Origin of the sequence: Variovorax sp. SG517, assembly GCF_013376045.1 — a bacterium.
GTDB lineage: Bacteria > Pseudomonadota > Gammaproteobacteria > Burkholderiales > Burkholderiaceae_C > Variovorax.
Genome location: NZ_JABMJG010000004.1, coordinates 379,659 through 402,666 on the forward strand (window position 1 = coordinate 379,659; position 23,008 = coordinate 402,666).

Genomic DNA, 23,008 nt, shown 5'->3' on the forward strand with positions numbered 1-23,008 from the left:
GAACCCAAGGAGACACACGCATGACCACCACCGGCATCCACCCCGACAACCAGGTCCCCGAACTCAAGGACTACAACGTCTACACCAGCGACCCCACGCTGCGCGGCGCAGTGGCGCGCGGCGGCGCGGCCTGGCGCGACGAGGAGCTGGTGCGCCAGGGCGCGGAGTACGGCGCCGAGGCCACGCTGCGCGCGGCTGAAGACGCCAACCGCCACGAGCCCGAGCTGCACACCCATTCGCGCACCGGCGAGCGCATCGACCAGGTGCGCTTCCACCCCGCCTGGCACACGATGATGGCCATCGCCCGGCGCAACGGCATCGCCAACCTGCCGTTCTTCGACGAGCGGCCCTCGGCCTGGGTGGGCTACGGCGCGTCGCTGTACATGCACAGCCAGATCGAGTCGGGCTCGACCTGCCCGACCACCATGACCAAGGCCTGCATCCCGGTCGTGCGGCGCAACGCGGCGCTGTATGCCGCGCTGCGCGACAAGCTCGCGTCGAACGAACACGACGCGCGCGACATCCCGCTGGAGGGCAAGACCTCGATCACCGTCGGCATGGGCATGACCGAGAAGCAGGGCGGCAGCGACGTGCGCACCAACACCACGCGCGCTATGCCAGCAGGAAGTGGCCCGTGGGGCGAAGGGTTCCTCATCACCGGCCACAAGTGGTTCTTCTCGGCGCCGATGTGCGACGGCCACCTGGTGCTGGCCAAGACCGACGAGCGCGGCTCCTCGTGCTTCTTCGTGCCGCGCTGGCGGCCCGACGGAAGCAGGAACGCGGTGCACATCCAGCGGCTGAAGGACAAGGTCGGCAACCGCTCCAACTCGAGCAGCGAGGTCGAGTTCAAGGACGCCTGGGGCGTGCTTGTGGGCGAGGAGGGCCGGGGCATCCCGACCATCATCGAGATGGCGACCGTGACACGGCTGGACTGCGCGCTGGCCAGCGCGGGCTTCATGCGCCAGGGCTTCGCGCAGGCGCTGCACTACGCGCGCAACCGCCACGCCTTCGGCAAGGCGCTGGCCGACCAGCCGGTGATGACAGCGCTGCTGGCCGACATGGCGCTCGAATCGCAGGCCGCCACGCTGCTGGCGATGGGGCTGGCCTCGCGCTTCGGCTCGGCAGCGCCGCTGGACACGGCCTGGCGCCGGCTGCTCACGCCGGCGGCCAAGTTCTGGAACTGCAAGCGCGCGGTGGCCTTCACCGGCGAGGCGATGGAGGTGTTCGGCGGCAACGGCTACGTCGAGGAGAGCCCGATGGGCCGGCTCTTTCGCGAGGCGCCGGTCAACTCGATCTGGGAAGGCTCGGGCAACGTGATGTGCCTCGACGTGCTGCGCGCCGTTTCGCGCAATCCCGACGACGCGCACCTCGTGCTCGACCAGCTGCAGGAGGTCGCCACCGGCGAGCCCCGCGTGCTGGATGCGCTGCAGTCCGTGCGCCGCATGACGCAGCTGCCGCCGCAGGAGCTGGAGCCGCAGGCCCGCCGCTTCACGCAGCGGCTGGTGCTGGCTGCGCAGGCCTGCCTGATGCTGGAGCATGCGAGCGCCGAGGAGTCGGCCGCGTTCCTGTCGAGCCGCTTCGATCCCGACTGGGGGCCGGTGACGGGCATCAGTGCCGGCACTTCCGATCCGGCAGCGCTGCTGCGCGCCGCGTGGCGCTGAAAACCGGGAGCGGACGAGACGCGCTTAGCTCCGCCTTCTCAGCAGCGCCTGCTGCAGCACCCGCGCGGCGCGGTCGCGGATCTTGCCGGGGCCGGAGCGCGGCGTGGTCCTGGGCGCGACCTTGGCGGTGGCGCAGGCCCACAGGAAGTCGTGCAGGATGGGCGTGTCGTCCACCGTCTCGGTGCTGCCGTACTTGTGGAACTCGGGGTGCCACTGGGTCGCCGAGATGTAGCTGCGGCCCTTCTCGGGGCGGCGGCGGATGGCCTCGGGCACGCGGTCGGGCAGGCTCCAGGCCTCGACCTCGAAGCCCGGCGCGAGGCCCTTGATGCCCTGGTGGTGGATGCTGTTGACGCGCGCGGTGCGCACCTCGGGGTAGAGCTTCGACAGCCGCGTGCCTTGCACGATCTCGATCTCGTGGAAGTTCTGGTCGTAGGTCACCGGGTCGCGGTGCTTCAGCGTCTGCGGGTGGCCGTGCTGCTCCTCGATGTCCTGGTAGAGCGTGCCGCCGAAGGCCACGTTGATGAGCTGCAGCCCCCGGCACACGCCGAAGATGGGCTTGCCGGCCTGCTCGAAGGCCTCGACCAGCGCGAGGTCGTAGAGGTCGCGGATGCGGTCGCCGATCCAGGCGTCCTTCAGCGGCACCTCGCCGTAGCTGCCGGGCCAGACGTCGGCCCCGCCGTGCATCACCACGCCGTCGAGCCACTCGGCGTAGTGCGACAGCTTGGTGTCGCCGCGCGCGGTCTCGCCGGTGGGGCAGGGCACCATCACGACCATGGCGCCGGCGGACATGAGCCAGTGCGCGATCGACTGCTCGACGTACTGCAGGGTCTTGTTGGTGAAGAGCGAGCGGGCCGGGTCGGCATGCGAGAAGCAGGCGGACAGGCCGATCTTGAGCCTGGCGGAAACAGGTTGTGTCATCGCTGGACTGTCGTCGGTGGCAACCGGACGGATGATGCGGAAAGGAAAGTCCATTTTGGCTCGTTGGCCTCTCGCACGGGGTCGGACGACACGCCAAGTATGCTTTCAACGCTGCCCCAACGTACAAGGAAGACAAGCCGATGAAAACCATCAAGGGCCCAGCCATATTCCTGGCCCAGTTCGCGGGAGACACCGCCCCCTTCGACACGCTAGACGGCATTGCCGGCTGGGCCGCCGGCCTGGGCTACAAGGGCGTGCAGATTCCCAGCTGGGACGCCCGCCTGTTCGACCTTCAGCGCGCCGCCGAGAGCAGGACCTACTGCGAGGAAGTGAAGGGCACGCTGGCGAGCCACGGCCTGCAGATCACGGAGCTCTCGACCCACCTGCAGGGCCAGCTGGTGGCGGTGCACCCGGCCTACGACGCGGGCTTCGACGGCTTCGCGGCGCCCGAAGTGCGCGGCGACCCGGTGCGGCGGCAGCAGTGGGCCGTCGAGCAGCTGCACTTCGCGGCCAGGGCCTCGGCCAACCTCGGGCTCACGGCGCACGCAACGTTTTCGGGCGCGCTGGCCTGGCCGTATCTCTACTCGTGGCCGCCGCGCCCGCCGGGCCTGATCGAGGAAGCCTTCGACGAACTCGCGCGCCGCTGGCGGCCCATCCTCGACGCCTTCGACGCGGCCGGCGTCGACGTGGGCTACGAGATCCACCCCGGCGAGGACCTGCACGACGGCGTGAGCTACGAGATGTTCCTGGAGCGCGTCAACAACCATCCGCGCGCCTGCCTGCTGTACGACCCGAGCCACTTCATGCTGCAGCAGCTCGACTACCTGGCCTACATCGACCACTACCACGAGCGCATCAAGATCTTCCACGTCAAGGATGCCGAGTTCAACCCGACCGGCAAGCAGGGCGTGTACGGCGGCTTCCAGAGCTGGATCAACCGGGCGGGGCGCTTCCGCTCGCTGGGCGACGGGCAGGTGGACTTCAAGGCCATCTTCTCGAAGATGGCGCAGTACGACTTCCCTGGCTGGGCGGTGCTGGAGTGGGAGTGCTGCATCAAGCACCCCGAAGACGGCGCGCGCGAGGGCGCGAAGTTCATCGCCGACCACATCATCCGCGTGGCCGACCGCGCCTTCGACGACTTCGCGGCGGGTGGGGTGGACGTGGCGGCGAACAAGCGGATGCTGGGGATCGGCTAGGGTCTAGGAGGCTAGGACGTAGACCGGATCGCGTCGTCGAGGATCTCGAGCCCCCGGTCCAGTTCTTCGGCGCTCACGTTCAGCGGCGGCGCGATGCGCCACACGGCCGCCATGCCGCCGACGGACACGATGTTCATGCTCAGGCCGCATTCCATGCAGGCGTCGGTGATGGCGCGGCCGCGCCCGGCGTCGGGCTCGCGGGTCTCGCGGTCCTTCACGAGTTCGACGCCCTGCAGCAGGCCGTGGCCGCGCACGTCGCCGATCACCTCGTGCCGGGCCTTCAGCGTCTCCAGGCCCTCGCGCAGCCGCTGGCCCATCTCGGCGGCGCGGCGGGCGAGGTCTTCCTCCTCCAGCACGTCGAGCACGGCCAGCGCGACCTCGGCCGGCAGCGGGTCGGACACGTGCGAGGTGACGTGCACGAAGCCTTTGTCGTGGCAGTCCTGCTCGATGGCCTCACCGGTGATCGTCGCGCCGATGGCCACGCCGCCGCCCAGCGTCTTCGACACGGTGAGGATGTCGGGTACCACATCGGCCTGCTCGAAGGCAAAGTTGGCGCCCATGCGGCCGAAGGCAGTCTGCGCCTCGTCGAGGATCAGCAGCATGCCGCGCTCTCGGCACTTCTCCTTGAGCTTGGGAAAGTAGCCCCTGGGCGGCACGATCACGCCGCCCGAGCTGAGCACCGGCTCGGCGATGAAGGCCGCGAGCGAGCCGCTGGACTGCGCATCGACCATGTCGAAGCCGACGTCGAGGCAGGTGGTGTCGCAGGCGTCGCGGCAGTGGCGCACCGGGCAGCGGTAGCAGTTGGGCGCCGGAATCGACATGGTGCCGGGCTTGCGCGGCCCGTAATCGACGTGGTGCCGCCCGGCGAAGGTGAGCGAGGCGATGCCGCCCGTCACGCCATGCCAGCCGCCGTTGAGGCCCACGACCTCGTAGCGGCCGGTAGCCAGCCGCGCCATGCGCACCGCCGCCTCGTTGGCCTCGCCGCCGGTGGAAAGGAAGAGCGACTTCGACAGCGACGGCGGCAGCATCGACGCCAGCCGCCCGGCCAGCGCGGGCACGGCCGGCCCGACGAAGCCGCTGTAGAGGTGCAGCGCCCCCTCGCAGGCCTTCTCGATGGCCGCGACGATGCGCGGGTGGTTGTGGCCGATGGTGGCGCACATCTGGCCGGAGGTGAAGTCGAGGATCTCGCGGCCGTGCTGGTCCCACAGCGTGGCGCCGCGCGCCTTGACGATCACGTGCGGGCTCAGGCCCATGCCGTAGCGCACGAGGTGCCTCGCGGCTGCGGGGTCGTAGGTTGCGCCTTCTGCCATCGGATGCTCCTTTTCGTGGGGATGCGGGCAGCGTAGCCAGCGGCCGGAGAATCCGGTGTCGTTGTGCGGGCCCCAAAGCGCATCCGATTGCACGGGCATTGCGCCACACTGGCGGCACCATGAAGACCGGCACCCTCGACCTCGATCGCATCGACCAGAGCATCCTCGCCGAGCTGCAGGCCGACGCCGGCCTGCAGAACCAGACGCTGGCCGAGCGCGTGAACCTCTCGCCCTCGGCCTGCCTCAAGCGCGTGCAGCGGCTGCGGCGCTCGGGCGTGATCCGCGAGGAGGTGGCGATCCTCGACGCGGCGCGCGTGGGCTTTCCGGTGCTGGTGATCTCGCGCGTGTCGCTGCGCAGCACCACGCGCGAGGCGATACAGGCCTTCGAGCGCAAGGTGCATGCGCTGCCGCAGGTGCTGCAGTGCCACTGCGTGGCGGGCGACACCGACTTCGTGCTCGTGATCTGCGCGCGCTCGCTGCCCGAGTACCAGGCCTTCGCGCAGGAGCAGCTGGGCGACGCGCTGGAGCTGGAGAACTATTCGAGCGACGTGGTGCTGTCGACCACCAAGTTCACCACGCAATTGCCGCTGGACCGGGCCTAGCTAGAACAGGCTCGCAAGCCGCCGGATCGCCCCGTCGATCTGCGCCTCGCCGATCAGCCCGTAGCCGAAGGCCAGTCCGTTGGGCGTGTCGGCCGCCAGCGGATCGAGCGCGAAGCGCGACAGCGGCGGCAGCGTGATGCCGGCCGCCGCGGCGCGCTCGACCACCGCGTCGGCGCGCGTGCCGCCATGCAGCCATGCCGACAGGTGCAGGCCCGCGCTGGAGGGAATCACTTCCAGCCGGCCCGCGCCGTGGCGCGCCAGCGCATCGAGCAGGGCGTTACGCCGCGCGCCGTAGAGCTTGCGCATCTTGCGGATGTGGCGCGCGAGGTGGCCTTCGGCGATGAAGGCCGCGAGCGCCTCCTGCCCGAGCACGGGGCCGTGCCAGTCAGCCAGCTCGCGCGAGCGCACCAGCGCCGCGCGGGCCCAGGGCGGCGCCACGACGAAGCCCAGCCGCAGCGCGGGAAAGAGGCTTTTCGAGAAGGTGCCGACGTAGAAGACCGACTCGGCGCGGTCCAGCGTCTGCAGCGCGTCGAGCGGCCGGCCGGCGAAGCGGAATTCGCTGTCGTAGTCGTCCTCGACGATCACCGCGTTGCGCTCGCGCGCGAAGGCCAGCAGCGCTGCGCGGCGCTGCGGCGACATCGCGACGCCGGTCGGGAACTGATGCGAGGGCGTCACGCAGACCACGCGCGCCTCGGGCGGGATTCGGTCCACGCACAGGCCCTCAGCATCGGTGGGCACAGTCACCACCTTCGCGCCCGCCGCCAGCATCGCTTCGCGCAGCGAGGGATAGAAAAGCTGCTCCACCGCGACCACCGTGCGCCCCGGCACGACCAGGATGCGCGCGAGCAGCCCGAAGGCCTGCTGGGCACCGGCCGTGACCACGATGTCGTCTGCGGTGCAGCCGACCGCGCGGGTGAACGACACATGCCCGGCGATCGCCTCGCGCAGCGCGGCCTGGCCCTGCGGGTCGGCGTAGTCGGCCGTCTGGCGCGCGATGCGGCGCAGGGCGCGGTCGCTCAGGCGGCGCCAGATGTCGAAGGGAAAGAGGCTCACGTCGGGCAGGCCGACGCGGAAGTCCTCGCGCGCAGGCGGCGGCTGCAAGGTTGGGGCGAGATCGGCGCCGGGGACGCTCGCGGGCACGAGGCGAGGGTCGCGGCCGGCAGCCAGGGATCTTTTAGGAGCAGCGCGCCGCCGGGACACCGGCAGCGTGTCGGCCACGTAGGTGCCGGCGCCGGGCCGCGCGAGCAGGTAGCCCTCGCCCAGCAGCAGGTCGTAGGCCGCCAGCATGGTGTTGCGCGACACGCCCAGCCGCTGCGCCAGCGCCCGCGTGGCGGGCAGCCGGGAGCCGGGTTGCAGCCGGCCATCGAGGATGGCTGCGCGCAGCTGGCGGTGCAACTCGCGCAGCAGGTCGCGCGAGCCGGCGGGCGGCAGGCGGATGGCGAGTTCGAAAAGTGGCTCCATGAACTTCGCCGATTGTGGTTCTTTTGAAGAGCCAGTTGCAAGCCTATTCTGGAGGCACTGAACACACTCGCCACGGAGTCCATCGTCATGAACAACACGGCTCTTTCCTCATCCCCCTCCGCTCCGCAGCCGGCCGAGCGCCTGCCGCTGAGCCTGGGCTGGCTCGCGCTGGGCGCCTTCGCCATCGGCACCGAGAGCTTCATGGTCGCAGGCCTGCTGCCGGTGCTGGCGGCCGACCTGCGAATCAGCGCCGCGCGCGCCGGGCAGCTGGTGCTGCTGTTCGCGCTGAGCTATGCGATCGGCTCGCCGCTCATGGCGGCGCTGCTGGCGCGCTTCGGCCGCCGGCGGCTGCTGGTGGTGAGCCTCGCGGCCTTCTCGGGGCTGACGCTGGCAGCCTCGATGGCGCACGGCTTCGCGCAGCTGGCGCTAGCACGCATCGCGCTGGGGCTGGTGGCCGGCGTGTTCCTTCCGACGGCGAGCGCGGTGGCGGCGGTGATGGTGTCGCCCGCACTGCGCGGCCGGGCGCTGGCCATCGTGACCGGCGGCGGCACGGTGGCGGTGGCGCTCGGCGTGCCGCTGGGCGCATGGATCGCGGGCTGGGGCGGCTGGCGCACGGCCTACCTGCTGATCGCGGCAGTGGCGGCGCTAGCCACCTGGGGCCTTGCGCTGGGGCTGCCGCGCGAACTCTCACAGGCGCCTGCCACGGAAAAGCGCGCACCGGCCTTCGCCGTGGCGCGCGAGCCGGGCGTGCTGCCTGGGCTGCTGGTCAGCCTGCTGTGGGCCACGGGCGGCTTCAGCTTCTACACCTACATCGCGCTTTTTCTCTCGCACACGCTGGGTTTCGGCGCTGAAGGCACGGGCGCGGTGTTCTTCGCCATCGGCGTGGCGGCGGCGATCGGCACCGCGGCCGGCGGCTGGGCCACCGACCGCTTCGGCGCCGACCGCATGGCGCAGGGCTTCGCGTTGATGCTGGTGCTGATCCTGGGCGGGCTGTCGTTCGCCGCGCAGATGCTGCCGCGCGGCCTGGCGCTGCCGGCGATCGCGGGGCTGTCGGCACTCTGGGGCTTCGCGGGTTGGGGTTTCGGGCCGGCGCAGGCGGTGCGGCTGATCCGGCTGGCGCCGGAGCGCGCACCGATGACGCTGTCGCTCAACGCCTCGGCGATCTACCTGGGCATCGCGGCGGGTTCGGGGCTGGGCGGGGTGGCGATCGACCTGTTCGGCGTCGGCACGGTGGGCTGGGTGGGTGCGGCCTGCCAGTTTGCCGGCCTGATGCTCCTGCTGCGCGCCGCACGCCGGGCGCGCGTGTCCGGCGCCGCTTCGTCAAAGCTATGTTTTCGATAGCAAAAAGCGTTTGCGCCACGGCCCTTCGGGGCCTTTTTCTTTTCGGCGTTGTTTTAAGACAAGCAACTGTCATGCCCCGCAAGCTATAATGTTGGGTTCGTTTCGATACCACGACGAAGAATTTCGTCAATCCCGCCTGCAAGCTGCGCTGCTTTCCGGATTCTCCGGCCTCCCGCTCGGCAAGCCGGCATTCACAGTGTGTTGGAGTGCCAGACCGGCGCCCATGATGGCCACCACTGCCGTCGTTACTGTTGAAGCGAATCGCGCGTCCGTCTCGCGCTCCCGTACGCGGGCTGAAACAATCACACCAATTCAATCTCCAACACACATCGAACGAACGATTCAGAGGTAAGCACAGATGCCAAAGGAAGAACTGATCGAAATGAACGGCGCGGTGACCGAAGTCCTGCCGGACTCGCGCTACCGCGTCACGCTGGACAACGGCCATCAACTGATCGCCTACAGCGGCGGCAAGATGCGCAAGCACCACATCCGCATCCTGGCCGGCGACAAGGTGTCGCTCGAGCTCTCGCCCTACGACCTGACCAAGGGCCGCATCACCTTCCGTCACCTGGAACGTCGCGGCCCGCCGCCGACGAACTCCGGCGGCTCCGGCAACAACAACGCACCCCGCCGCTGATACGCCACCGACACAAGGCCTTGCGACGCTCCCCAGGGGCGCCGCAAGGCCTTTGTCATTCGTGCGTCCTGCCGGCCACCGAACCATGACCACCCCCGACTCCACGGCCGACAACGGCAACAACGGCTTCGCCGCGCTGGCACTCTCGCCGCAGATGCTGGCCAACCTCACGCAGCTCGGCTACACGCAGATGACGCCGATCCAGGCGGCAGCGCTGCCGCCGGCGCTGCTCGGCAAGGACCTGATCGCCCAGGCCAAGACCGGTAGCGGCAAGACCGCCGCCTTCGCCCTGGCGCTGCTCTCCAATCTGAACCCGCGCCGCTTCGCGGTGCAGGCGCTGGTGCTGTGCCCGACGCGCGAGCTGGCCGACCAGGTCACGACCGAGATCCGCCGCCTCGCGCGCGCCGAGGAGAACATCAAGGTGGTCACGCTCTGCGGCGGCGTCGCGCTGCGCGGGCAGGTGGCCAGCCTGGAGCACGGCGCGCACATCGTGGTGGGCACGCCGGGGCGCATCATGGACCACCTCGAGCGCGGGAACCTGGACCTCGAAGCGCTCAACACCCTGGTGCTCGACGAGGCCGACCGCATGCTCGACATGGGCTTCTTCGACGACATCGTGAAGGTGGCGCGCCAGTGCCCTTCGGCCCGCCAGACGCTGCTGTTCTCGGCCACGTACCCGGAAGGCATCGCCAAGCTCGCGCAGCAGTTCATGAAGAGCCCCGAGCAGATCGCCGTGCAGTCGCAGCACGAGGGCAGCAAGATCCGCCAGCGCTGGTACGAGGTGGCCGACAACGAGCGCCTGCACGCCGTGAGCCTGCTGCTCGACCATTTCCGCCCCGTCAGCACGCTGGCCTTCTGCAACACCAAGCAGCAGTGCCGCGACCTGGTCGAGGTGCTGCGGGCCCAGGGCTTCAGCGCGCTGGCGCTTTTCGGCGAGCTGGAGCAGCGCGAGCGCGACCAGGTGCTGGTGCAGTTCGCCAACCGCAGCTGCTCGGTGCTGGTGGCCACCGACGTGGCGGCGCGCGGGCTCGACATCGCGCAGCTCGAGGCGGTGATCAACGTCGACGTGACGCCAGACGCCGAAGTGCACATCCACCGCGTCGGCCGCACCGGCCGCGTGGGGCAGCAGGGCGCATCGGAAGGCCTGGCGCTGAACCTGGCCAGCATGGACGAGATGGGCAGCGTCGGGAAGATCGAGCAGCTGCAGGGCCGCGAATCCGAATGGCACCCGCTGGCCGAGCTTACGCCGGGCAAGGGCGCACCGCTGCAGCCGCCGATGGCCACGCTGCAGATCGTGGGCGGGCGCAAGGAGAAGATCCGCGCCGGCGACGTGCTGGGCGCGCTGACCGGCGACTGCGGCTATGCCAAGGAGCAGGTCGGCAAGATCAACGTCAACGAGTTCTCGACCTACGTGGCGGTGGACCGCGCGATCGCGGCCGAGGCGGTGCGCAAGCTGTCGACCGGCCGCGTGAAGGGCAAGTCGGTCAAGGTGCGGCTGCTGGAGCAGTAGCCGCCTGCGGCGAGGTCGGCGCCACCGGCGCATCGAGCGCCGGGGCCGCACCTGCCGGAACCTCCTGCCGCGCCAGCTTCGCGGCCAGGCGGAACGCGACGATCACCGCCAGCAGCCCGAAGATCGACGAGCCCACGGCCTGGCCGATCAGCACGCCGGCCGCGCCGTAGTGCGAGCCCCACCAGGCGAACGGAATCGTGCCCAGCGTGGCGCGCCCCCAGTTGAACGCGGTCGACAGCAGCGGATGCCCGAGGTTGTTGAACGAGGCGTTCGCCACGAACAGCCCGCCCGCGAAGAAGAAGCTCGCAGCCAGCCAGCTGCAGAAGAGCGAGATCAGCTGCGCCGCCTGCCCGTCGGCCGAGAACGCCCGGATGATCGCGCCCTGCCCGAGCGCGAGCACCAGCCACGCCACGGCCACCGACACCACCATGAAGAGCAGGCTGTCGCGCAGCCCCTCCTGCACGCGGCGGAACTGCCCCGCGCCCAGGTTCTGCGCGAGGATCGGCCCGACCGCGCCGCTGAGCGCATAGACCAGCCCGAAGGCCACCGGCGTGAGCCGGTCGATGGTGGCCGCGCCCGCCACCGCCGAGGGCCCGAACTGCGCGACCGAATGCGTGACGAAGGCCGCGCCCACCGGCGTCGCGAGGTTCGTCAGCACCGCCGGAGCCGCCACCGTGCCGAGCGCGCGCGCATCGTCGGCGAGCCTGCGCGGCTCGAAGCGCCCGAGCATGCGGTGCCGCACGATCACGCCGTGCAGGCCGATGGCCGCGAGCACGATGCGCGAGACCACCGCGCTGATGGCCGCGCCGTCGAGCCCCAGGCCGAAGCCGAAGATCAGGATCGGGTCGAGCACCGCCGTCACGAAGGCGCCGCCGAGCGTCACCGTCATCGCGCGGCGCGCATCACCGATGGAGCGCAGCAGCGCCGAGGTCGCCATGCCGATGCCCAGCAGCGGCAGCGTGTGCACCGTCACCGAGAGGTAGCGGTGCGCGAGCCGCGCCGTCTCGCCCTCGGCACCGAGCGCATGCAGCGCCGGGTGCAGGAAGAAAGCGGTGCCCGTGCCCGCCACCACGGCCAGCGCGGTCATCAGCACGAGGCTCGACGTGGCGATGCGGCGCGCATCCTCGGCGCGCCCCGCGCCCACGGTGCGCGACACCACCGCCGCGATGCCGATCGTCAGCCCGATGCACAGCGACGCATGGAAGAAGCCCACCACGCCCGCGAAGCCGATCGCTGCGGCGATTTCCTTCTCGCCCAGCAGCGAGATGTAGAACAGGTTGATGAGGTCGACCGCGAACACCGCGATCAGCCCGATGGCGCCCGTGCCGGCCATCACGCAGACGTGGCGCATCAGCGAGCCCGAAACGAAGCGCGCGCGCCCGATACCACCCGCCGTTGCGGTTATTGGCATGTGAAATTCCCGATGTGGCCTAATTGCAGGTTCGAACATTCACTTTTACCCGAGCTTTTCATGCCCAAGACATTCCGTACCGAAGCCGAACGCGTTGCCACCCCGAAGCCGACGCCGCTGCCCGGCTACACCGTGCCGCGCTCCGGTGGCGGCCAGAAGGTCAGCCTCGAACGCGGCACCGCCACGCGCAGCAAGAAGAACCCCGGCAAGCGCGCCAAGAAGGGCGGCTGATCCGGCCTTCGGCCAGCCGGCTCCCCGAAGGAGCCACGACGAACGCGCCCAAGGGCGCGTTTTGTCATTGGGGCGCGCCGCCGCCCCGAGCTTTCCCCCGAGACCCGCGATGTCCGACGACAACCAGATCCTCATCCCGCCCTCGTTCTTCGCGGTCTACACCGACGCGCGCCAGCGCCTGAGCGAGCCCATCGGCGTGGTGCGCGAGCGCTACGAGATCTGCGAGGACCTCGCCAGCCATCTCGTGGGCCATGCGCAGATCCAGCACCACACCGAGGTGCCGGTCGAAAACGAGATCCTGCGCCGCATCCACGCCGGGCTGGCCGCGCCCGAATCGGGCGTGTCGGCGGCCGAGGCCACGTGGGTGGTGCGGCGGCTGGCCGAACTGCTCGGCTGGGAGGATCCGGAACTGCCCGAGCCCGGATCCGACGCCGGCTGAGTCCGCCCGGCGCTCAGCGCGCCGCGAAGCGCTCCACCAGAAAGTCGACGAAGGCGCGCGTCTTGGCTGCCAGGTGACGCGAGGGGTACACGGCGTACACGGGCGTGCGGTCGGCCTCCCACTCCTGCAGCACCGCCTCGAGCCGGCCCGCGGCCAGCTCCTTCTCCACGTAGATGCGCGGGATCAGGCTCAGGCCGAAGCCCGCGAGCAGGGCGTCGCGCACGGCGATGCTGGAGCCGACCTTGTAGCGCCCGTCGATGGGCACCGCCACGCTGCGGCCGGCGCGCGTGAAGGTCCACTTGTTGGCGTGGCCGGAGAGCGTGAACTGCACGCACTCGTGGCTCTTCAGGTCGGCGGGCTGCTGCGGCCGGCCGGCTGCGTCGAGGTAGGCGGGGGCGGCGCACAGCACGTGGTCCATGGTCATGAGTTCGCGCGCGACGAGGCTCGAATCCTCCAGCCGGTCGCTGCCGCGGATGGCCAGGTCGTAACCCTCGCCGATGATGTCGACGCGGGCGTCCTGCAGGTTCAGCTCCAGCCGCAGGTTGGGGTGGCGGCCCATGAACTCCGGAATGGCCGGCGACAGCAGCGTCAGCGCGAGGGTCAGCGGCGCGCTCACGCGCAGCACGCCGCCGGGGCTGCTGCCCATGGGCGCGAGCGCGGCATCGGCCTCGGCGAGCTCGTCGAGGATGCGGGAGAGCCGCTGGTGGTACGCCGCGCCGGCCTCCGTCAGGCTCATCTGCCGCGTGGTGCGATTGATGAGCCGCACCTTCAGGTGCGCTTCCAGCTCGGCGATGTTCTTGCTCACCGCTGCGGGCGAGAGCCCCATCTGCCGCGCGGCGCCTGCGAAGCTGCCCGTGGCGGCGGCGGTGCGGAAGACTTTGAGGGCGGTAAGGTGGTCCATGGTGGTCCATGCCTGATTGACGACTGGCGGTAAAGAATCAATTCATTATTCGAACATTCACAACCAACGGTCAACTCACTAGATTCGAGGCATGACCAGCCGCACCACCGACATCCTCCTGACCGCCACGGCGCCCGCCATCTGGGGCAGCACCTACATCGTCACGACCGAGCTGCTGCCGGCGAACTACCCGCTGACGGTGGCGCTGCTGCGCGCGCTGCCCGCGGGCTTGCTGCTGCTGGCGATCGTGCGGCAGCTGCCCGGGCGCGCGTGGTGGGGCCGCATCCTGCTGCTCGGGGCGCTGAACTTCTCGGTGCTGTGGGCGATGCTGTTCCTCGCGGCCTACCGGCTGCCGGGCGGCGTGGCGGCCACCATCACCTCGGTGCAGCCGCTGATGGTGGTGTTCCTGGCCAGCGTCTTCCTGGGTTCACCGGTGCGTGCGCTGTCGGTAGTGGCGGCGATGGTCGGCATCGGCGGGGTGGCGCTGCTGGTGCTGACGCCGAACGCGGCGCTCGATGCGCTCGGCATCGCGGCGGCCATCGCCGCCGCCGTATCGATGGCCTTCGGCACGGTGCTGAGCCGGCGCTGGCAGCCGCCGGTATCGGCGCTGACCTTCACGGCCTGGCAGCTCACCGCGGGCGGCCTTCTGCTGCTGCCGGTGGCGCTGCTGCTGGAGCCGCCGCTGCCCGTGCTCACGCTGCACAACTGGATCGGCTTCGGCTGGCTGGGCCTGGTGGGCGCCGCGCTGACCTACATCGTGTGGTTCCGCGGCGTGGCGCGGCTGGAGCCTTCGACCATCGCGCCGCTGGCCTTCCTGAGCCCGGTGACGGCGGTGATCCTCGGCTGGGCGCTGCTGGGGCAGGCGCTTTCGGCGTGGCAGGTGCTGGGCATCCTCGTCGTGATCGCGAGCATCTGGCTGAGCCAGCATGCGCAGCGCGGCGCGCAACCGCCGAAGGTGCGCACCGCGCCGGCGGGCGCGCGCTGAAGGAAGGCCAGGCTGCGTGCCCGAGGTGCCCTCCGGCCTAGTTGTCGATGATCTTGCGCGCGAAGACTTCGAGATAGTCCATCAGCCGGTTGGCGCCCGCGGTGGCGGCAGCCTCGTCGCCGGTCGCGATGCCCCGCGCCAGCTGCAGGTGCGCGTTCGCGCCTTCGACGATCTCGCCCTCGTGCTGGTAGGCGTACCAGAAGCGCCGGCACTGGACGATGGGAGGGATCACCGCGCGCACCGCCGAGTCGTTGTGGCTCGCCCGGTGGTTGACGAGGTCGAGCGCGCGGTCGGCCTGCATGTAGTCGTTGAGGTCGCCCCGGCCCGCGGCCTCGACCATCATCTCGGCGCAGCGCACGATCTCCTGGCGCTGCTGCGCGGTGGCGCGGCGCGCCGAGCAGGCGGCGATCAGCAGTTCGAGCACGCGCCGCGTCTGGATCACGTCGAGATGGTCGGCCAGGTCGATGGTCGACACCAGCAGCCCGCGGCGCGGCTGCTGCACGATGAGGCCGATGGACACCATGCGCATCAGCGCCTCGCGCACCGGCGTGCGGCCCAGCCCGGTGCGCTCGGCGAGCTCGGCCTCGACGATCTGGCTGCCGGGCTGCAGCTGCATGGTGGACAGCAGCGTCTCGATGGCGTCGTAGGCCTCGTCGGCGGCACGGCGCTTGGGACGCGGGCGCGCGGCGGCCGCGGGGGCTGTCTCGGCTTCTTTCTTCTTCGGTGCTGTCTTCGGGGAGGCCATGGTCTCGTTCTGCGGATGCGGCGGCGCCGTCATTGTCGGGCGTCCGCGCCGCCGACAACTTCGCCGAGGCCCGCGAGCGTCGCGATGCGCACCGGCGACAGCGGCGGGCGCGGCGCGGGCGGCGTCCATCCGAAGAGGAACTGCGCGGCGTCGCCGCACACGCGCCCCTGGCAGGCGCCCATGCCGCAGCGGCGGTGCAGCTTGGCGTCGGTCCAGCCGCTGCAGTCCTGCAGCGCGGAGAAGGGCACGTCCTCGCAGCGGCACACGAGCGTGTCGGGCTGGGCCAGCGCCCGGATGCCGGCACGCAGCGCGAAGCCGCGGTGCAGCTGCGCGGCGAAGGCCTCCCAGCGGGCGCGCTCGCCTTCATGCGCGGCGGCGGCGCGCTCGTCGCCCACCGCCGCATGGCCGGCGATGCTGCCCTGCGCCAGCGCGCGCTCGCTGCCGCCGAAGCCGGTGCACTCGCCCGCCGCGTAGATGCCCGGCACGCTGGTGGCCTGCCGCGCATCGACCCGCAGGCCCCGCGCGCTGAAACCGTCCGAAGCCAGCGCACAGCCGAGCATGCGGCCGAGCTGCGTGTTCGGCACCAGGCCGAAGCCGCAGGCGATGCGGTCGCAGGCGATCTCCACTTCCTTGCCGTTGCCCTGGCGCAGCCGCACCGACTCGACCTGCACCGCGCCACCCGCCGAGACGACGTGCGACGAGGTGCGGTAGCAGGGGTCGGCCAGCGCGACGGCCTGCGCCGCCTTGCCGGGCCAGCGCGCGAGGCTGGCGCAGAAGCGCGCGACCGCGGCGAACGAAGCCTGCTCGGCGATGCGCAGCACCTTGGCGCCCGCCGAACGCGCGGTGGCTGCGGCGGCGAGCAGAAGCGGTCCGCTGCCCGCGACGACGATGCGCTCGCCCTCGACCGGCAGGCCGGCCTTGATGAGCGCCTGCAGCCCGCCCGCGCCGGTCACGCCGGGCAGCGTCCAACCGGGAAAGGGCAGCAGCAGTTCGCGCGCGCCGGTGCATAGGATGAGCTTGCTCCACCGCATGCGCACGGCGCCATCGGCGTCTTCGAGCAGCAGTTCGCCGGGCGAGGGCGCCGCGACCACGCGCGTGCCGCTGCGCACGCGGATGTTGGCGTGGCGTTCGAGCGCATCGCGCCACTTGCGCGCGCCGGGCGGCAGCTTGGCGCCGGGGCCGTCGCGCCAGATCTGTCCGCCGGGCGCGGGGTTGTCGTCGATCACCACGACGGATGCGCCGCTGCGCGCAGCCGCCACGGCCGCCGCCATGCCGGCCGGGCCGGCGCCGACGACCAGCACGTCGCAACGCTCGGGCATGACTCCACTCATTCCGATGTCTCCACCCGCATGCCTTCGGCGCACACGGTCTGACAGGCGAGCCTGCGCCGGCCATCGACGAGCACGCGGCACTCCTGGCACACGCCCATGCCGCAGAAGGGCGCGCGCGGCTGGCCGCCGACGGAGATGCGCGCCACGCCGGTGCCATCGGCCACGCGCAGCGCGGCGGCGACCGAGCTGCCGGCCTTCACGCGGACGAGGTGGCCGTCGATGTTCAGCAGGGTGTGGGCGCTCATGCAGCCTCCCGCAGGCCGCGAGGCGCGTAGGGCGTCGCGTCGAAACCGGGCGTCGCACCGGTCATCAGCGCGGCGAGCAGGTGCGCGCTGCCCGGTGCCGTGGTCACGCCCAGGCCCTCGTGCCCAACGGCGAGCCAGAGCCTTTCGCGCCACGGGTGCTTGCCAAGAAGCGGAAGCCCGTCGGGCGAGGCCGCGCGCATGCCGGTCCACGAGCGCAGGGCGTTGAGGTTCGCGAGCCCCGGCAGGTAGTCGAGCGCGCGCTGGAGCATGCGCGCGAGCATCGGCGCTTCCACGGCCGCGTCGGTGGTGTCGAACTGGCGCGAGGAGCCGATCAGCAGCTGCCCCGTGGGACGCGGCTGCACGTTGAAGGCGACCGAGTCGCCCTCGCTGTGGTGCGCGCTGGTCACGTAGCCGAGCTCGACCAGCTGGTGGTGCACCGTGCCCGGATAGCGGTCGGTGATGAGCAGGTGGCCCTTCTTCGGGCGTATCGGCAGCTCGGGGCACAGCGCGGTCGCCTGGATGCCGTTGGCGAGCACGACCTGCGGCGCGGTGCGCCGGCTGCCGTCGGCCAGGCGCAGCGTGCCGTCGTCCTCGATGGCATCGACCTTCGCCTGCTCGACGCGGATCGATGCCGCGTGCTGCGCGAGCAGCCAGCGCGCCGCGTTGGGTGCGTAGAGGATGCCGTCGCCAGGCACTTCGAGCGCGCCGGCGAGGCCCTTGCGCAATGCAGGTTCGGCGGCCGAGAGCTGCCGTGCGTCGAGCAGGCGGCTGTCGATGCCGTCGGCGCGCAGCCGCTGCAGCTTGCGCTCGGCCTCGGCCATCTCTTCGTCGTTCGCGGCGATCCAGAGCGTGCCGCAGGGGCTGTAGGCGCAGTCTTCGCCCATGCGCGGCGCAAGTTCGCGCCACTGCGCGATGGAATGTCGGCTCAGTTCGAGCTCGGCCGGGTTGTCGTCCATCACCACGAGGTGGCCCATGCCCGCGCCGGTGGCGCCGCCGATGCCCGCGTCGAGCACCAGCACCTTCGCGCCCGCATCCGCGAGCGCATGCGCGCACGCGGCGCCCACGATGCCGGCGCCGATGACGATGACGTCCGCGTCCATTGGGCCTGTCGTGCCCGTGGTCAGAGCCGGATGCCCCAGCCGAAGGGATCGGCGTCGTCGATCAGCAGCGTGGCCTCTGCGCTGATGTGCGCGCGGCCGCGCAGCGTGGGAATGACGCGGCCTTCGCCGTCGAGCGCGTAGCTGGCCTCGAAGACGCTGCCGATCACGCTGGCCTGCTTCCACACCTCGCCCGGCGCGAGCTTGCCGTCGGCCGCGAGGCAGGCGATCTTGGCGCTGGTGCCGGTGCCGCAGGGCGAGCGGTCGTAGGCGTTGCCGGGGCACAGCACGAAGTTGCGGCTGTCGGCGCCTTCGCTGTCGTCGGCGAAAAGCTCGATGTGGTCGATCTCCGCGCCGTCGGCACCGGTGATGCCCTGCGCCGCCAGGGCCTTGCGCAGCGCGGCGGTGTAGTCGGTGAGCGCGGCGAGGTTGTCGCTCGCCACGCGCTGGCCGTGCTCGCTCACGAGGAAGAACCAGTTGCCGCCCCAGGCCACGTCGCCCCGAACCGTGCCGTGGCCCGGCAGCTCGACCGCCGCCTGCCGCAGGTGCCGGTAGGCGGGCACGTTGCGCACGCTCACCGAGCCGTCTTCGTGCAGCGTGGTGGTCACGGTGCCCACGGGCGTCTCGATACGGTGCTCGCCGATGCCGATGCGCCCCATGTGCGCGAGGCTCGCGACCAGCCCGATGGTGCCGTGGCCACACATGCCGAGGTAGCCGGCGTTGTTGAAGAAGACGACACCGGCTGCCGCGTCGGCCGAGACCGGCTCGCACAGCAGCGCGCCCACCACCACGTCGCTGCCGCGCGGCTCGAGCACGGCGGCGGCTCGCCACTTGTCGTGCCGCTCGGCCAGCAGCGCGCGGCGCTCGGCCATGCTGCCCTTGCCCAGGTCGGGAAAGCCCCCGATCACCAGGCGCGTGGGCTCGCCGCCCGTGTGTGAGTCGATGACCTGGATGCGCTGCATGTTCTTCGCTTCGGATCAGTAGCTTGCGATGGGCACGGGTGCCGCGTTCTTGAAGGTGAACACGGTGATCGGCGCCTGCTTCATGTTGCCCTTGTCGTCGTAGGCGTAGGTGGCGGCCACGCCCTTGTAGGTGGCCTTGTAGAGTTCGGCGCCGACCTTGTCGGGGTCGATGGAGTTGGCCTTCTTCATCGACTCGCCGATGAAGAGCACCTGGTCGTAGTACGAGGCGGCGTACGCGTCGGGATCGGCGTTGAAGCGCTTCTTGAACTTTTCCTTGAAGGCCGGGCCGCTTTGCGCCTTCTCGAGGATGGAGCCGCCCTGCGCGCAGAACACCAGGTCGTTGACCGCGTCGCCGCCGAGCTTGCCGGTGGCGGGGCTGCAGACGGTGTCGCCGCCCAAGAGCTTGCCGGGCACCGCGAGCTGCTTCATCTGGCGCGCCATGGGCGCAGCCTGCGGCGCGTAGCCGCCGAAGAAGATGGCCTCGGGCGCCTTGGCCTTCATGTTGGTGAGGATGGCGGTGAAGTCCACGGCCTTGTCGGTGGTGAACTCCTGGCCGACCACGGTGAGGCCCTGCTTCTTCGCCTCCTTGGTGAATTCCTCGGCGAGGCCCTGGCCGAAGGCGGTGCGGTCGTCGATCACGCCGACCTTCTTCAGCTTCATCTCCTTGGCCGCATACACGGCCATCGCGCCGCCGATCTGGTTGTCGCTCGCGATGATGCGGTAGAGGTTCTTGTAGCCGCCCTGCGTGACCTTCGGGTTGGTGCCCACTGTGGAGACCATGGTGCCGCCGTCGGCGTAGATGCGCGAGGCCGGGATGGCCACGCCCGAGCAGTACGGGCCCATGACGTACTTCACGCCGTCATCCACGAACTTCTGTGCCACGCTCACGCCGGTCTTGGCGTCGCACTGGTCGTCTTCCGAGGCAAGCTCGAACTTCAGCGTCTTGCCGCCGACCACGAGCTTCTTCGCGTTGAGCTCCTCGATGGCGAGGCGCACGCCGTTTTCATTGTCCTTGCCCGCGAAGGCGTTGGGGCCCGAGAGAGGACCGCTGTGGCCGATCTTGACCACCTGCTCCTGCGCGTGCGCCTGGCCGGCGAGGGCCAGGGCCGCGAGACCGAGAAACGAAACCATGCCTGCTTTTGTCTTCATGCTTCTTCCTGCTGGGTTGGGGACGATGAAAAACACGCGGCCGGCAGCCGACCGGTAAGCCGGTGCCGGCGCGCCGTCGGTTTATTGCATGACCGACTGGTATTGAACAGGCCTCGTCGCGAGCGCCTTCTTCACGATGCCTTCGACGTACTCGCGCTCGGCGCCGACGAGCGGCAGGCGCGGGCGGCGCATGTGCTCGGTGCCCACGCCCACGAGCGCGTCGATGAGCTTGAGGTTCTGCACCAGCTTGGTCGACACGTCGAGGTGCAGCATCGGCGTCATCCACTGGTAGAGCTTGAGCGCCTCTGCGAACTTGCCGGCCTTCATGAGGTCGTAGAGAGCCACGGTCTCGCGCGGGAAGGCGCAGCCCACGCCGGCGAGCAGGCCGTCGCAGCCCAGCGCCAGGCCTTCGTAGGCGAGGTCGTCGACGCCGAGGAACAGCTGGTAGCGCTCGCCCACGGTGTTGCGCAGGTCGGTGATGCGGCGGATGTCGTCGGTGCTTTCCTTGATGGCGGCGATCCATTCGCAGTCGGCCAGCTCGACCATGTGCGCAGGCTTCAGATCGACGCGGTAGGCCACCGGGTTGTTGTAGACCATGATGGGCTTCTGCGCCGCATTGGCGATGGTGCGCACGTTGAGCATGGCCTCGCGCGCATCAGCCACGTAGATCACCGAGGGCATCACCATGAAGCCGGCCACGCCGATCTTGTTGGCGCCGTCGACGTAGCGCAGCGCCTCGCGCGTGCTGGTTTCCGAGACGTTGGCCAGCACAGGGATGCGGCCGTCGGCGGCGTCGAGTGCGATCTTCGCGACCTGCAGCTTCTCCTCCAGCGTCAGCGTGCTGGCCTCGCCGAGCGAGCCACAGGTGACGAGGCCGTGGATGCCGTTGCGGATCTGGAAATCGATGTGCCGGGCCGTGCCCTCGGCGTCGATGCTCTCGTCGGCGTGGAACTTGGTGGTGACGGCGGGAAAGATGCCCTGCCAGCGGGGATTGCTCACTTGATCGCTCCTTCGGATGTGCGGTGGAAGCACCGGACTTTAAATATATTAAGGATATACGGTCAAGATACTTTTGGGGCAAGCGCTCTTTTGCGCCGTGTTCTTCTGTGATACGGAGGGGCGCAGGGCGTGAAAGCCCTGCGCAAGGCCGGCTCGCCTATTTGTGGCCGTCGGCGGGACGCAGCACGCCGCGCTGGAGCGTGACCGGCTTGCCGATCGGCGGCGCAGTCTTCGTCTCGACGGTGCGCAGCCTGCCGTCGTCCATGCGCACGCCCACCTCGTAGACGGTGACGGTGCGCACGTGCTTCTCGATGGCGTTGCCCGCGAAGCCGCCGCCCACCGCGCCCAGCACCGTGGTGGCGACGCGGCCGTTGCCATGGCCGAACTGGTTGCCGACGAGGCCGCCGACCACGCCGCCCGCGACGGCGCCGACACCGCTGGTCTTCTGCTCGCGCTGTACCGGTCGGACCGACTCGACGCGGCCGCAGACCGCGCACGGTGGCGCTGCGCGCGTGGCGGGCGCGGGCTCGGCTGCCGCAACGGCCGTCGAATTCACGGGAGCGGGCGCTGACTGCGGCGCGGCGGCCATCGGCTGAGGAGCGGCGCCGGCGCCGACCGCGGGCGGCGGCATCGCTGGCGCGGGCGGCATGGCGTCGGGCTTGAAGTCGTCGGGCGCCGGGGCAGTCGCCGCGGTAGCCGCGGCGGCCAGGGGCGTGGCGGCGGGCGCCGCCGTTTCCTGCCCCTGCCTGTGCAGCAGCACCCCGCCGAGCGCTGCGACCGCGATGGCCAGCACGCCAATCACGGCCCAGAGCACCCTGGGCGATCTGCCTGCGTGCACGGCCGCAGGCTGTTCGAGGGGCGATGTCGAATCCATGAGATTTCCTTTCAGCCCCGGCGCACGGCGGGGCACCGCCAGAGCATGGCTTCGGGGCGCGCGAAGTTCAATCCGCCGGCGTCCTACAAGGCGATTTCGCGCCCGGGGCGCCGCCGCAGGGGATCAGCCCGCCCGGGCCATGGCCGTGATCGGCTCCAGCGCGAGCAGGGTCAGCTGCCCGTAGCCGACGTGCAGCCAGCCTTCGGCCTGCATGTGCTGCAGCGCGAGGTTGCAGCGCTGCCGCGAGACGCCGGCGATGGCCGCGAGCTCGTCCTGCGCGATGGGCAGGTGGATCAGCCCGAGCGGGTTGTTCAGCGGATGGGCCAGCCCGCACAGCGCATTCGCCACGCGCGCGGGGCCGCGCATCAGCCGCACGTCGCCCACGTGGTCCATGAAGTAGTGCAGGCGCTCGTTGATCTGCGCGTAGATGAAGTCCTTGAACGCCGGGTGCTCCTGCAGCAGGCGGGCGAAATCGTCCAGCGGCAGCAGCGCGACCCGGCTGTCGCGCAGCGCCACGTAGTCGGCGTGGCGGGGCTTGCCGCGCAGCAGTGCGCCCTCGCCGAACCAGCAGCCCGGCAGGATGCCGCCCAGCGTGGAGCTGCGGCCGTCGGCGGCGAGCACCGAGGTCTTGAGCAGCCCCTCCATCAGCCCGAACCAGGCCGACGGGATCTCGCCGCGCCGCCCCAGCAGCTGGCCCTTCGACACCCGGTGCTCGCGCATGCGCTCCATCACCCGCTTGCGCAGCGGCGCAGGCAGGGCCGCGCTCCACGACGACTTGCGCAGCAGCTCGTCCATGCCGAGGCCCGCGGGTTCGTCCGCCTTCGGGCGCCGCGAAGGAAGGGGCCCCGGCGCCCGCCGATGGGGCGCGGCCGGCGGCTCGTGTGGCTTCTTTTCCAACGGGCAAACCCTTAATTCAAATGTCTCATTTCCAACAGTATCGCCGCCGCATCCCCCGAACAATCCGGCCCGAACCGCCCGCCGGGCGGCTCCTGGATGCCAG

At 70.6% G+C, this 23,008-nt stretch carries 23 protein-coding genes; 9 read left to right on the plus strand and 14 right to left on the minus strand.

Going from position 1 to position 23,008, the window contains the following annotated elements:
- The first annotated feature begins 20 nt into the window (after positions 1-20).
- The gene (locus FHT32_RS14460) at positions 21-1,661 is read left to right on the plus strand and encodes an acyl-CoA dehydrogenase family protein (RefSeq protein ID WP_176665301.1); all 1,641 of its coding nucleotides are present in this window, start codon (positions 21-23) and stop codon (positions 1,659-1,661) included.
- 24 nt (positions 1,662-1,685) lie between these two features.
- Here FHT32_RS14460 and FHT32_RS14465 read toward each other — a convergent pair whose 3' ends face one another.
- Positions 1,686-2,579 carry a gamma-glutamyl-gamma-aminobutyrate hydrolase family protein gene (locus FHT32_RS14465; RefSeq protein WP_176665302.1) on the minus strand — a complete coding sequence of 298 codons (894 nt, stop codon included), beginning with the start codon at positions 2,577-2,579 and terminating at the stop codon, positions 1,686-1,688.
- A gap of 140 nt (positions 2,580-2,719) precedes the next feature.
- On the opposite strand from FHT32_RS14465, the gene FHT32_RS14470 reads away from it, so the two are divergent.
- Positions 2,720-3,775 carry a sugar phosphate isomerase/epimerase gene (locus FHT32_RS14470; RefSeq protein ID WP_176665303.1) on the plus strand — a complete coding sequence of 352 codons (1,056 nt, stop codon included), beginning with the start codon at positions 2,720-2,722 and terminating at the stop codon, positions 3,773-3,775.
- An 11-nt stretch (positions 3,776-3,786) separates the two neighbouring features.
- On the opposite strand, the gene FHT32_RS14475 is transcribed toward FHT32_RS14470, so the two are convergent.
- Complete coding sequence (locus FHT32_RS14475; RefSeq protein ID WP_176665304.1) at positions 3,787-5,085, minus strand: aspartate aminotransferase family protein; 1,299 nt, start codon at positions 5,083-5,085, stop codon at positions 3,787-3,789.
- A gap of 119 nt (positions 5,086-5,204) precedes the next feature.
- Between FHT32_RS14475 and FHT32_RS14480 the strand changes: the two genes are divergently transcribed.
- The gene (locus FHT32_RS14480; protein WP_020723017.1) at positions 5,205-5,687 is read left to right on the plus strand and encodes an Lrp/AsnC family transcriptional regulator; all 483 of its coding nucleotides are present in this window, start codon (positions 5,205-5,207) and stop codon (positions 5,685-5,687) included.
- Here the strand turns inward: FHT32_RS14480 and FHT32_RS14485 are convergent, their stop codons facing one another.
- Positions 5,688-7,148 carry a PLP-dependent aminotransferase family protein gene (locus FHT32_RS14485; protein WP_176665305.1) on the minus strand — a complete coding sequence of 487 codons (1,461 nt, stop codon included), beginning with the start codon at positions 7,146-7,148 and terminating at the stop codon, positions 5,688-5,690.
- Positions 7,149-7,235: 87 nt separating this feature from the next.
- Here FHT32_RS14485 and FHT32_RS14490 point away from each other — a divergent pair, with 87 nt between their 5' ends.
- The 3 genes from FHT32_RS14490 to dbpA all read left to right on the plus strand — a co-directional run bounded on the left by FHT32_RS14490 (position 7,236) and on the right by dbpA (position 10,639).
- Positions 7,236-8,489, plus strand: a complete 1,254-nt coding sequence (locus FHT32_RS14490) for an MFS transporter (protein ID WP_176665306.1) — start codon at positions 7,236-7,238, stop codon at positions 8,487-8,489.
- A 358-nt stretch (positions 8,490-8,847) separates the two neighbouring features.
- Positions 8,848-9,129: a translation initiation factor IF-1 gene (gene infA / locus FHT32_RS14495; protein ID WP_176665307.1), complete on the plus strand. Its 282-nt coding sequence runs from the start codon at positions 8,848-8,850 to the stop codon at positions 9,127-9,129.
- An 85-nt stretch (positions 9,130-9,214) separates the two neighbouring features.
- The gene (dbpA, locus tag FHT32_RS14500; protein WP_176665308.1) at positions 9,215-10,639 is read left to right on the plus strand and encodes an ATP-dependent RNA helicase DbpA; all 1,425 of its coding nucleotides are present in this window, start codon (positions 9,215-9,217) and stop codon (positions 10,637-10,639) included.
- Here dbpA and FHT32_RS14505 read toward each other — a convergent pair.
- The gene (locus FHT32_RS14505; RefSeq protein WP_176665309.1) at positions 10,614-12,050 is read right to left on the minus strand and encodes an MATE family efflux transporter; all 1,437 of its coding nucleotides are present in this window, start codon (positions 12,048-12,050) and stop codon (positions 10,614-10,616) included. The genes dbpA and FHT32_RS14505 overlap by 26 nt on opposite strands.
- Before the next feature lie 60 nt (positions 12,051-12,110).
- Here FHT32_RS14505 and FHT32_RS14510 point away from each other — a divergent pair, with 60 nt between their 5' ends.
- Positions 12,111-12,281 carry a hypothetical protein gene (locus FHT32_RS14510; RefSeq protein WP_164546861.1) on the plus strand — a complete coding sequence of 57 codons (171 nt, stop codon included), beginning with the start codon at positions 12,111-12,113 and terminating at the stop codon, positions 12,279-12,281.
- 109 nt (positions 12,282-12,390) lie between these two features.
- Entirely contained in the window at positions 12,391-12,720 is a 330-nt protein-coding gene (locus FHT32_RS14515) for a hypothetical protein (RefSeq protein WP_176665310.1), read from the plus strand.
- A gap of 13 nt (positions 12,721-12,733) precedes the next feature.
- Here FHT32_RS14515 and FHT32_RS14520 read toward each other — a convergent pair whose 3' ends face one another.
- On the minus strand, positions 12,734-13,621 hold the full coding sequence (locus tag FHT32_RS14520; RefSeq protein WP_176665311.1) for a LysR family transcriptional regulator: 888 nt from the start codon (positions 13,619-13,621) through the stop codon (positions 12,734-12,736).
- 91 nt (positions 13,622-13,712) lie between these two features.
- Between FHT32_RS14520 and FHT32_RS14525 the strand changes: the two genes are divergently transcribed.
- Positions 13,713-14,606 carry an EamA family transporter gene (locus tag FHT32_RS14525; RefSeq protein WP_176665312.1) on the plus strand — a complete coding sequence of 298 codons (894 nt, stop codon included), beginning with the start codon at positions 13,713-13,715 and terminating at the stop codon, positions 14,604-14,606.
- A 37-nt stretch (positions 14,607-14,643) separates the two neighbouring features.
- Here the strand turns inward: FHT32_RS14525 and FHT32_RS14530 are convergent, their stop codons facing one another.
- The 9 genes from FHT32_RS14530 to FHT32_RS14570 all read right to left on the minus strand — a co-directional run bounded on the left by FHT32_RS14530 (position 14,644) and on the right by FHT32_RS14570 (position 22,905).
- Positions 14,644-15,384: a GntR family transcriptional regulator gene (locus FHT32_RS14530; protein ID WP_176665313.1), complete on the minus strand. Its 741-nt coding sequence runs from the start codon at positions 15,382-15,384 to the stop codon at positions 14,644-14,646.
- A complete protein-coding gene (locus FHT32_RS14535; protein ID WP_218088221.1) occupies positions 15,381-16,682 on the minus strand; it encodes an FAD/NAD(P)-binding oxidoreductase in 1,302 nt (433 codons plus the stop codon). The genes FHT32_RS14530 and FHT32_RS14535 overlap by 4 nt, the downstream gene beginning before the upstream one ends.
- A complete protein-coding gene (locus FHT32_RS14540) occupies positions 16,679-16,927 on the minus strand; it encodes a (2Fe-2S)-binding protein (RefSeq protein ID WP_176665314.1) in 249 nt (82 codons plus the stop codon). Before FHT32_RS14540 ends, FHT32_RS14535 begins: the two co-directional genes overlap by 4 nt.
- Positions 16,924-18,027 carry an FAD-binding oxidoreductase gene (locus FHT32_RS14545; protein ID WP_176665315.1) on the minus strand — a complete coding sequence of 368 codons (1,104 nt, stop codon included), beginning with the start codon at positions 18,025-18,027 and terminating at the stop codon, positions 16,924-16,926. Before FHT32_RS14545 ends, FHT32_RS14540 begins: the two co-directional genes overlap by 4 nt.
- A 20-nt stretch (positions 18,028-18,047) precedes the next feature.
- A complete protein-coding gene (locus FHT32_RS14550) occupies positions 18,048-18,986 on the minus strand; it encodes a 4-hydroxyproline epimerase (RefSeq protein WP_176665316.1) in 939 nt (312 codons plus the stop codon).
- A 15-nt stretch (positions 18,987-19,001) separates the two neighbouring features.
- Entirely contained in the window at positions 19,002-20,135 is a 1,134-nt protein-coding gene (locus FHT32_RS14555) for a branched-chain amino acid ABC transporter substrate-binding protein (RefSeq protein WP_176665317.1), read from the minus strand.
- 81 nt (positions 20,136-20,216) lie between these two features.
- Positions 20,217-21,134: a dihydrodipicolinate synthase family protein gene (locus FHT32_RS14560; protein WP_176665318.1), complete on the minus strand. Its 918-nt coding sequence runs from the start codon at positions 21,132-21,134 to the stop codon at positions 20,217-20,219.
- Positions 21,135-21,291: 157 nt separating this feature from the next.
- Positions 21,292-22,008 carry a glycine zipper 2TM domain-containing protein gene (locus tag FHT32_RS14565; RefSeq protein WP_176665319.1) on the minus strand — a complete coding sequence of 239 codons (717 nt, stop codon included), beginning with the start codon at positions 22,006-22,008 and terminating at the stop codon, positions 21,292-21,294.
- Positions 22,009-22,131: 123 nt separating this feature from the next.
- The gene (locus FHT32_RS14570) at positions 22,132-22,905 is read right to left on the minus strand and encodes a Crp/Fnr family transcriptional regulator (RefSeq protein WP_256098999.1); all 774 of its coding nucleotides are present in this window, start codon (positions 22,903-22,905) and stop codon (positions 22,132-22,134) included.
- Positions 22,906-23,008: the final 103 nt, after the last annotated feature.

What these genes read in the sequence shown, in the direction of transcription:
- infA (WP_176665307.1), top strand. Translation starts at nt 8,848, where the DNA reads ATGCCAAAGGAAGAACTGATCGAAATGAACGGCGCGGTGACCGAAGTC.
- FHT32_RS14515 (WP_176665310.1), top strand. Translation starts at nt 12,391, where the DNA reads ATGTCCGACGACAACCAGATCCTCATCCCGCCCTCGTTCTTCGCGGTC.
- FHT32_RS14565 (WP_176665319.1), bottom strand. Translation starts at nt 22,008, where the DNA reads ATGGATTCGACATCGCCCCTCGAACAGCCTGCGGCCGTGCACGCAGGC.
- FHT32_RS14520 (WP_176665311.1), bottom strand. Translation starts at nt 13,621, where the DNA reads ATGGACCACCTTACCGCCCTCAAAGTCTTCCGCACCGCCGCCGCCACG.
- FHT32_RS14530 (WP_176665313.1), bottom strand. Translation starts at nt 15,384, where the DNA reads ATGACGGCGCCGCCGCATCCGCAGAACGAGACCATGGCCTCCCCGAAG.
- FHT32_RS14510 (WP_164546861.1), top strand. Translation starts at nt 12,111, where the DNA reads ATGCCCAAGACATTCCGTACCGAAGCCGAACGCGTTGCCACCCCGAAG.
- FHT32_RS14475 (WP_176665304.1), bottom strand. Translation starts at nt 5,085, where the DNA reads ATGGCAGAAGGCGCAACCTACGACCCCGCAGCCGCGAGGCACCTCGTG.
- FHT32_RS14485 (WP_176665305.1), bottom strand. Translation starts at nt 7,148, where the DNA reads ATGGAGCCACTTTTCGAACTCGCCATCCGCCTGCCGCCCGCCGGCTCG.
- FHT32_RS14555 (WP_176665317.1), bottom strand. Translation starts at nt 20,135, where the DNA reads ATGAAGACAAAAGCAGGCATGGTTTCGTTTCTCGGTCTCGCGGCCCTG.
- FHT32_RS14460 (WP_176665301.1), top strand. Translation starts at nt 21, where the DNA reads ATGACCACCACCGGCATCCACCCCGACAACCAGGTCCCCGAACTCAAG.
- FHT32_RS14545 (WP_176665315.1), bottom strand. Translation starts at nt 18,027, where the DNA reads ATGGACGCGGACGTCATCGTCATCGGCGCCGGCATCGTGGGCGCCGCG.
- FHT32_RS14550 (WP_176665316.1), bottom strand. Translation starts at nt 18,986, where the DNA reads ATGCAGCGCATCCAGGTCATCGACTCACACACGGGCGGCGAGCCCACG.
- FHT32_RS14525 (WP_176665312.1), top strand. Translation starts at nt 13,713, where the DNA reads ATGACCAGCCGCACCACCGACATCCTCCTGACCGCCACGGCGCCCGCC.
- FHT32_RS14490 (WP_176665306.1), top strand. Translation starts at nt 7,236, where the DNA reads ATGAACAACACGGCTCTTTCCTCATCCCCCTCCGCTCCGCAGCCGGCC.
- FHT32_RS14480 (WP_020723017.1), top strand. Translation starts at nt 5,205, where the DNA reads ATGAAGACCGGCACCCTCGACCTCGATCGCATCGACCAGAGCATCCTC.
- FHT32_RS14535 (WP_218088221.1), bottom strand. Translation starts at nt 16,682, where the DNA reads ATGAGTGGAGTCATGCCCGAGCGTTGCGACGTGCTGGTCGTCGGCGCC.
- FHT32_RS14470 (WP_176665303.1), top strand. Translation starts at nt 2,720, where the DNA reads ATGAAAACCATCAAGGGCCCAGCCATATTCCTGGCCCAGTTCGCGGGA.
- FHT32_RS14465 (WP_176665302.1), bottom strand. Translation starts at nt 2,579, where the DNA reads ATGACACAACCTGTTTCCGCCAGGCTCAAGATCGGCCTGTCCGCCTGC.
- dbpA (WP_176665308.1), top strand. Translation starts at nt 9,215, where the DNA reads ATGACCACCCCCGACTCCACGGCCGACAACGGCAACAACGGCTTCGCC.
- FHT32_RS14505 (WP_176665309.1), bottom strand. Translation starts at nt 12,050, where the DNA reads ATGCCAATAACCGCAACGGCGGGTGGTATCGGGCGCGCGCGCTTCGTT.
- FHT32_RS14540 (WP_176665314.1), bottom strand. Translation starts at nt 16,927, where the DNA reads ATGAGCGCCCACACCCTGCTGAACATCGACGGCCACCTCGTCCGCGTG.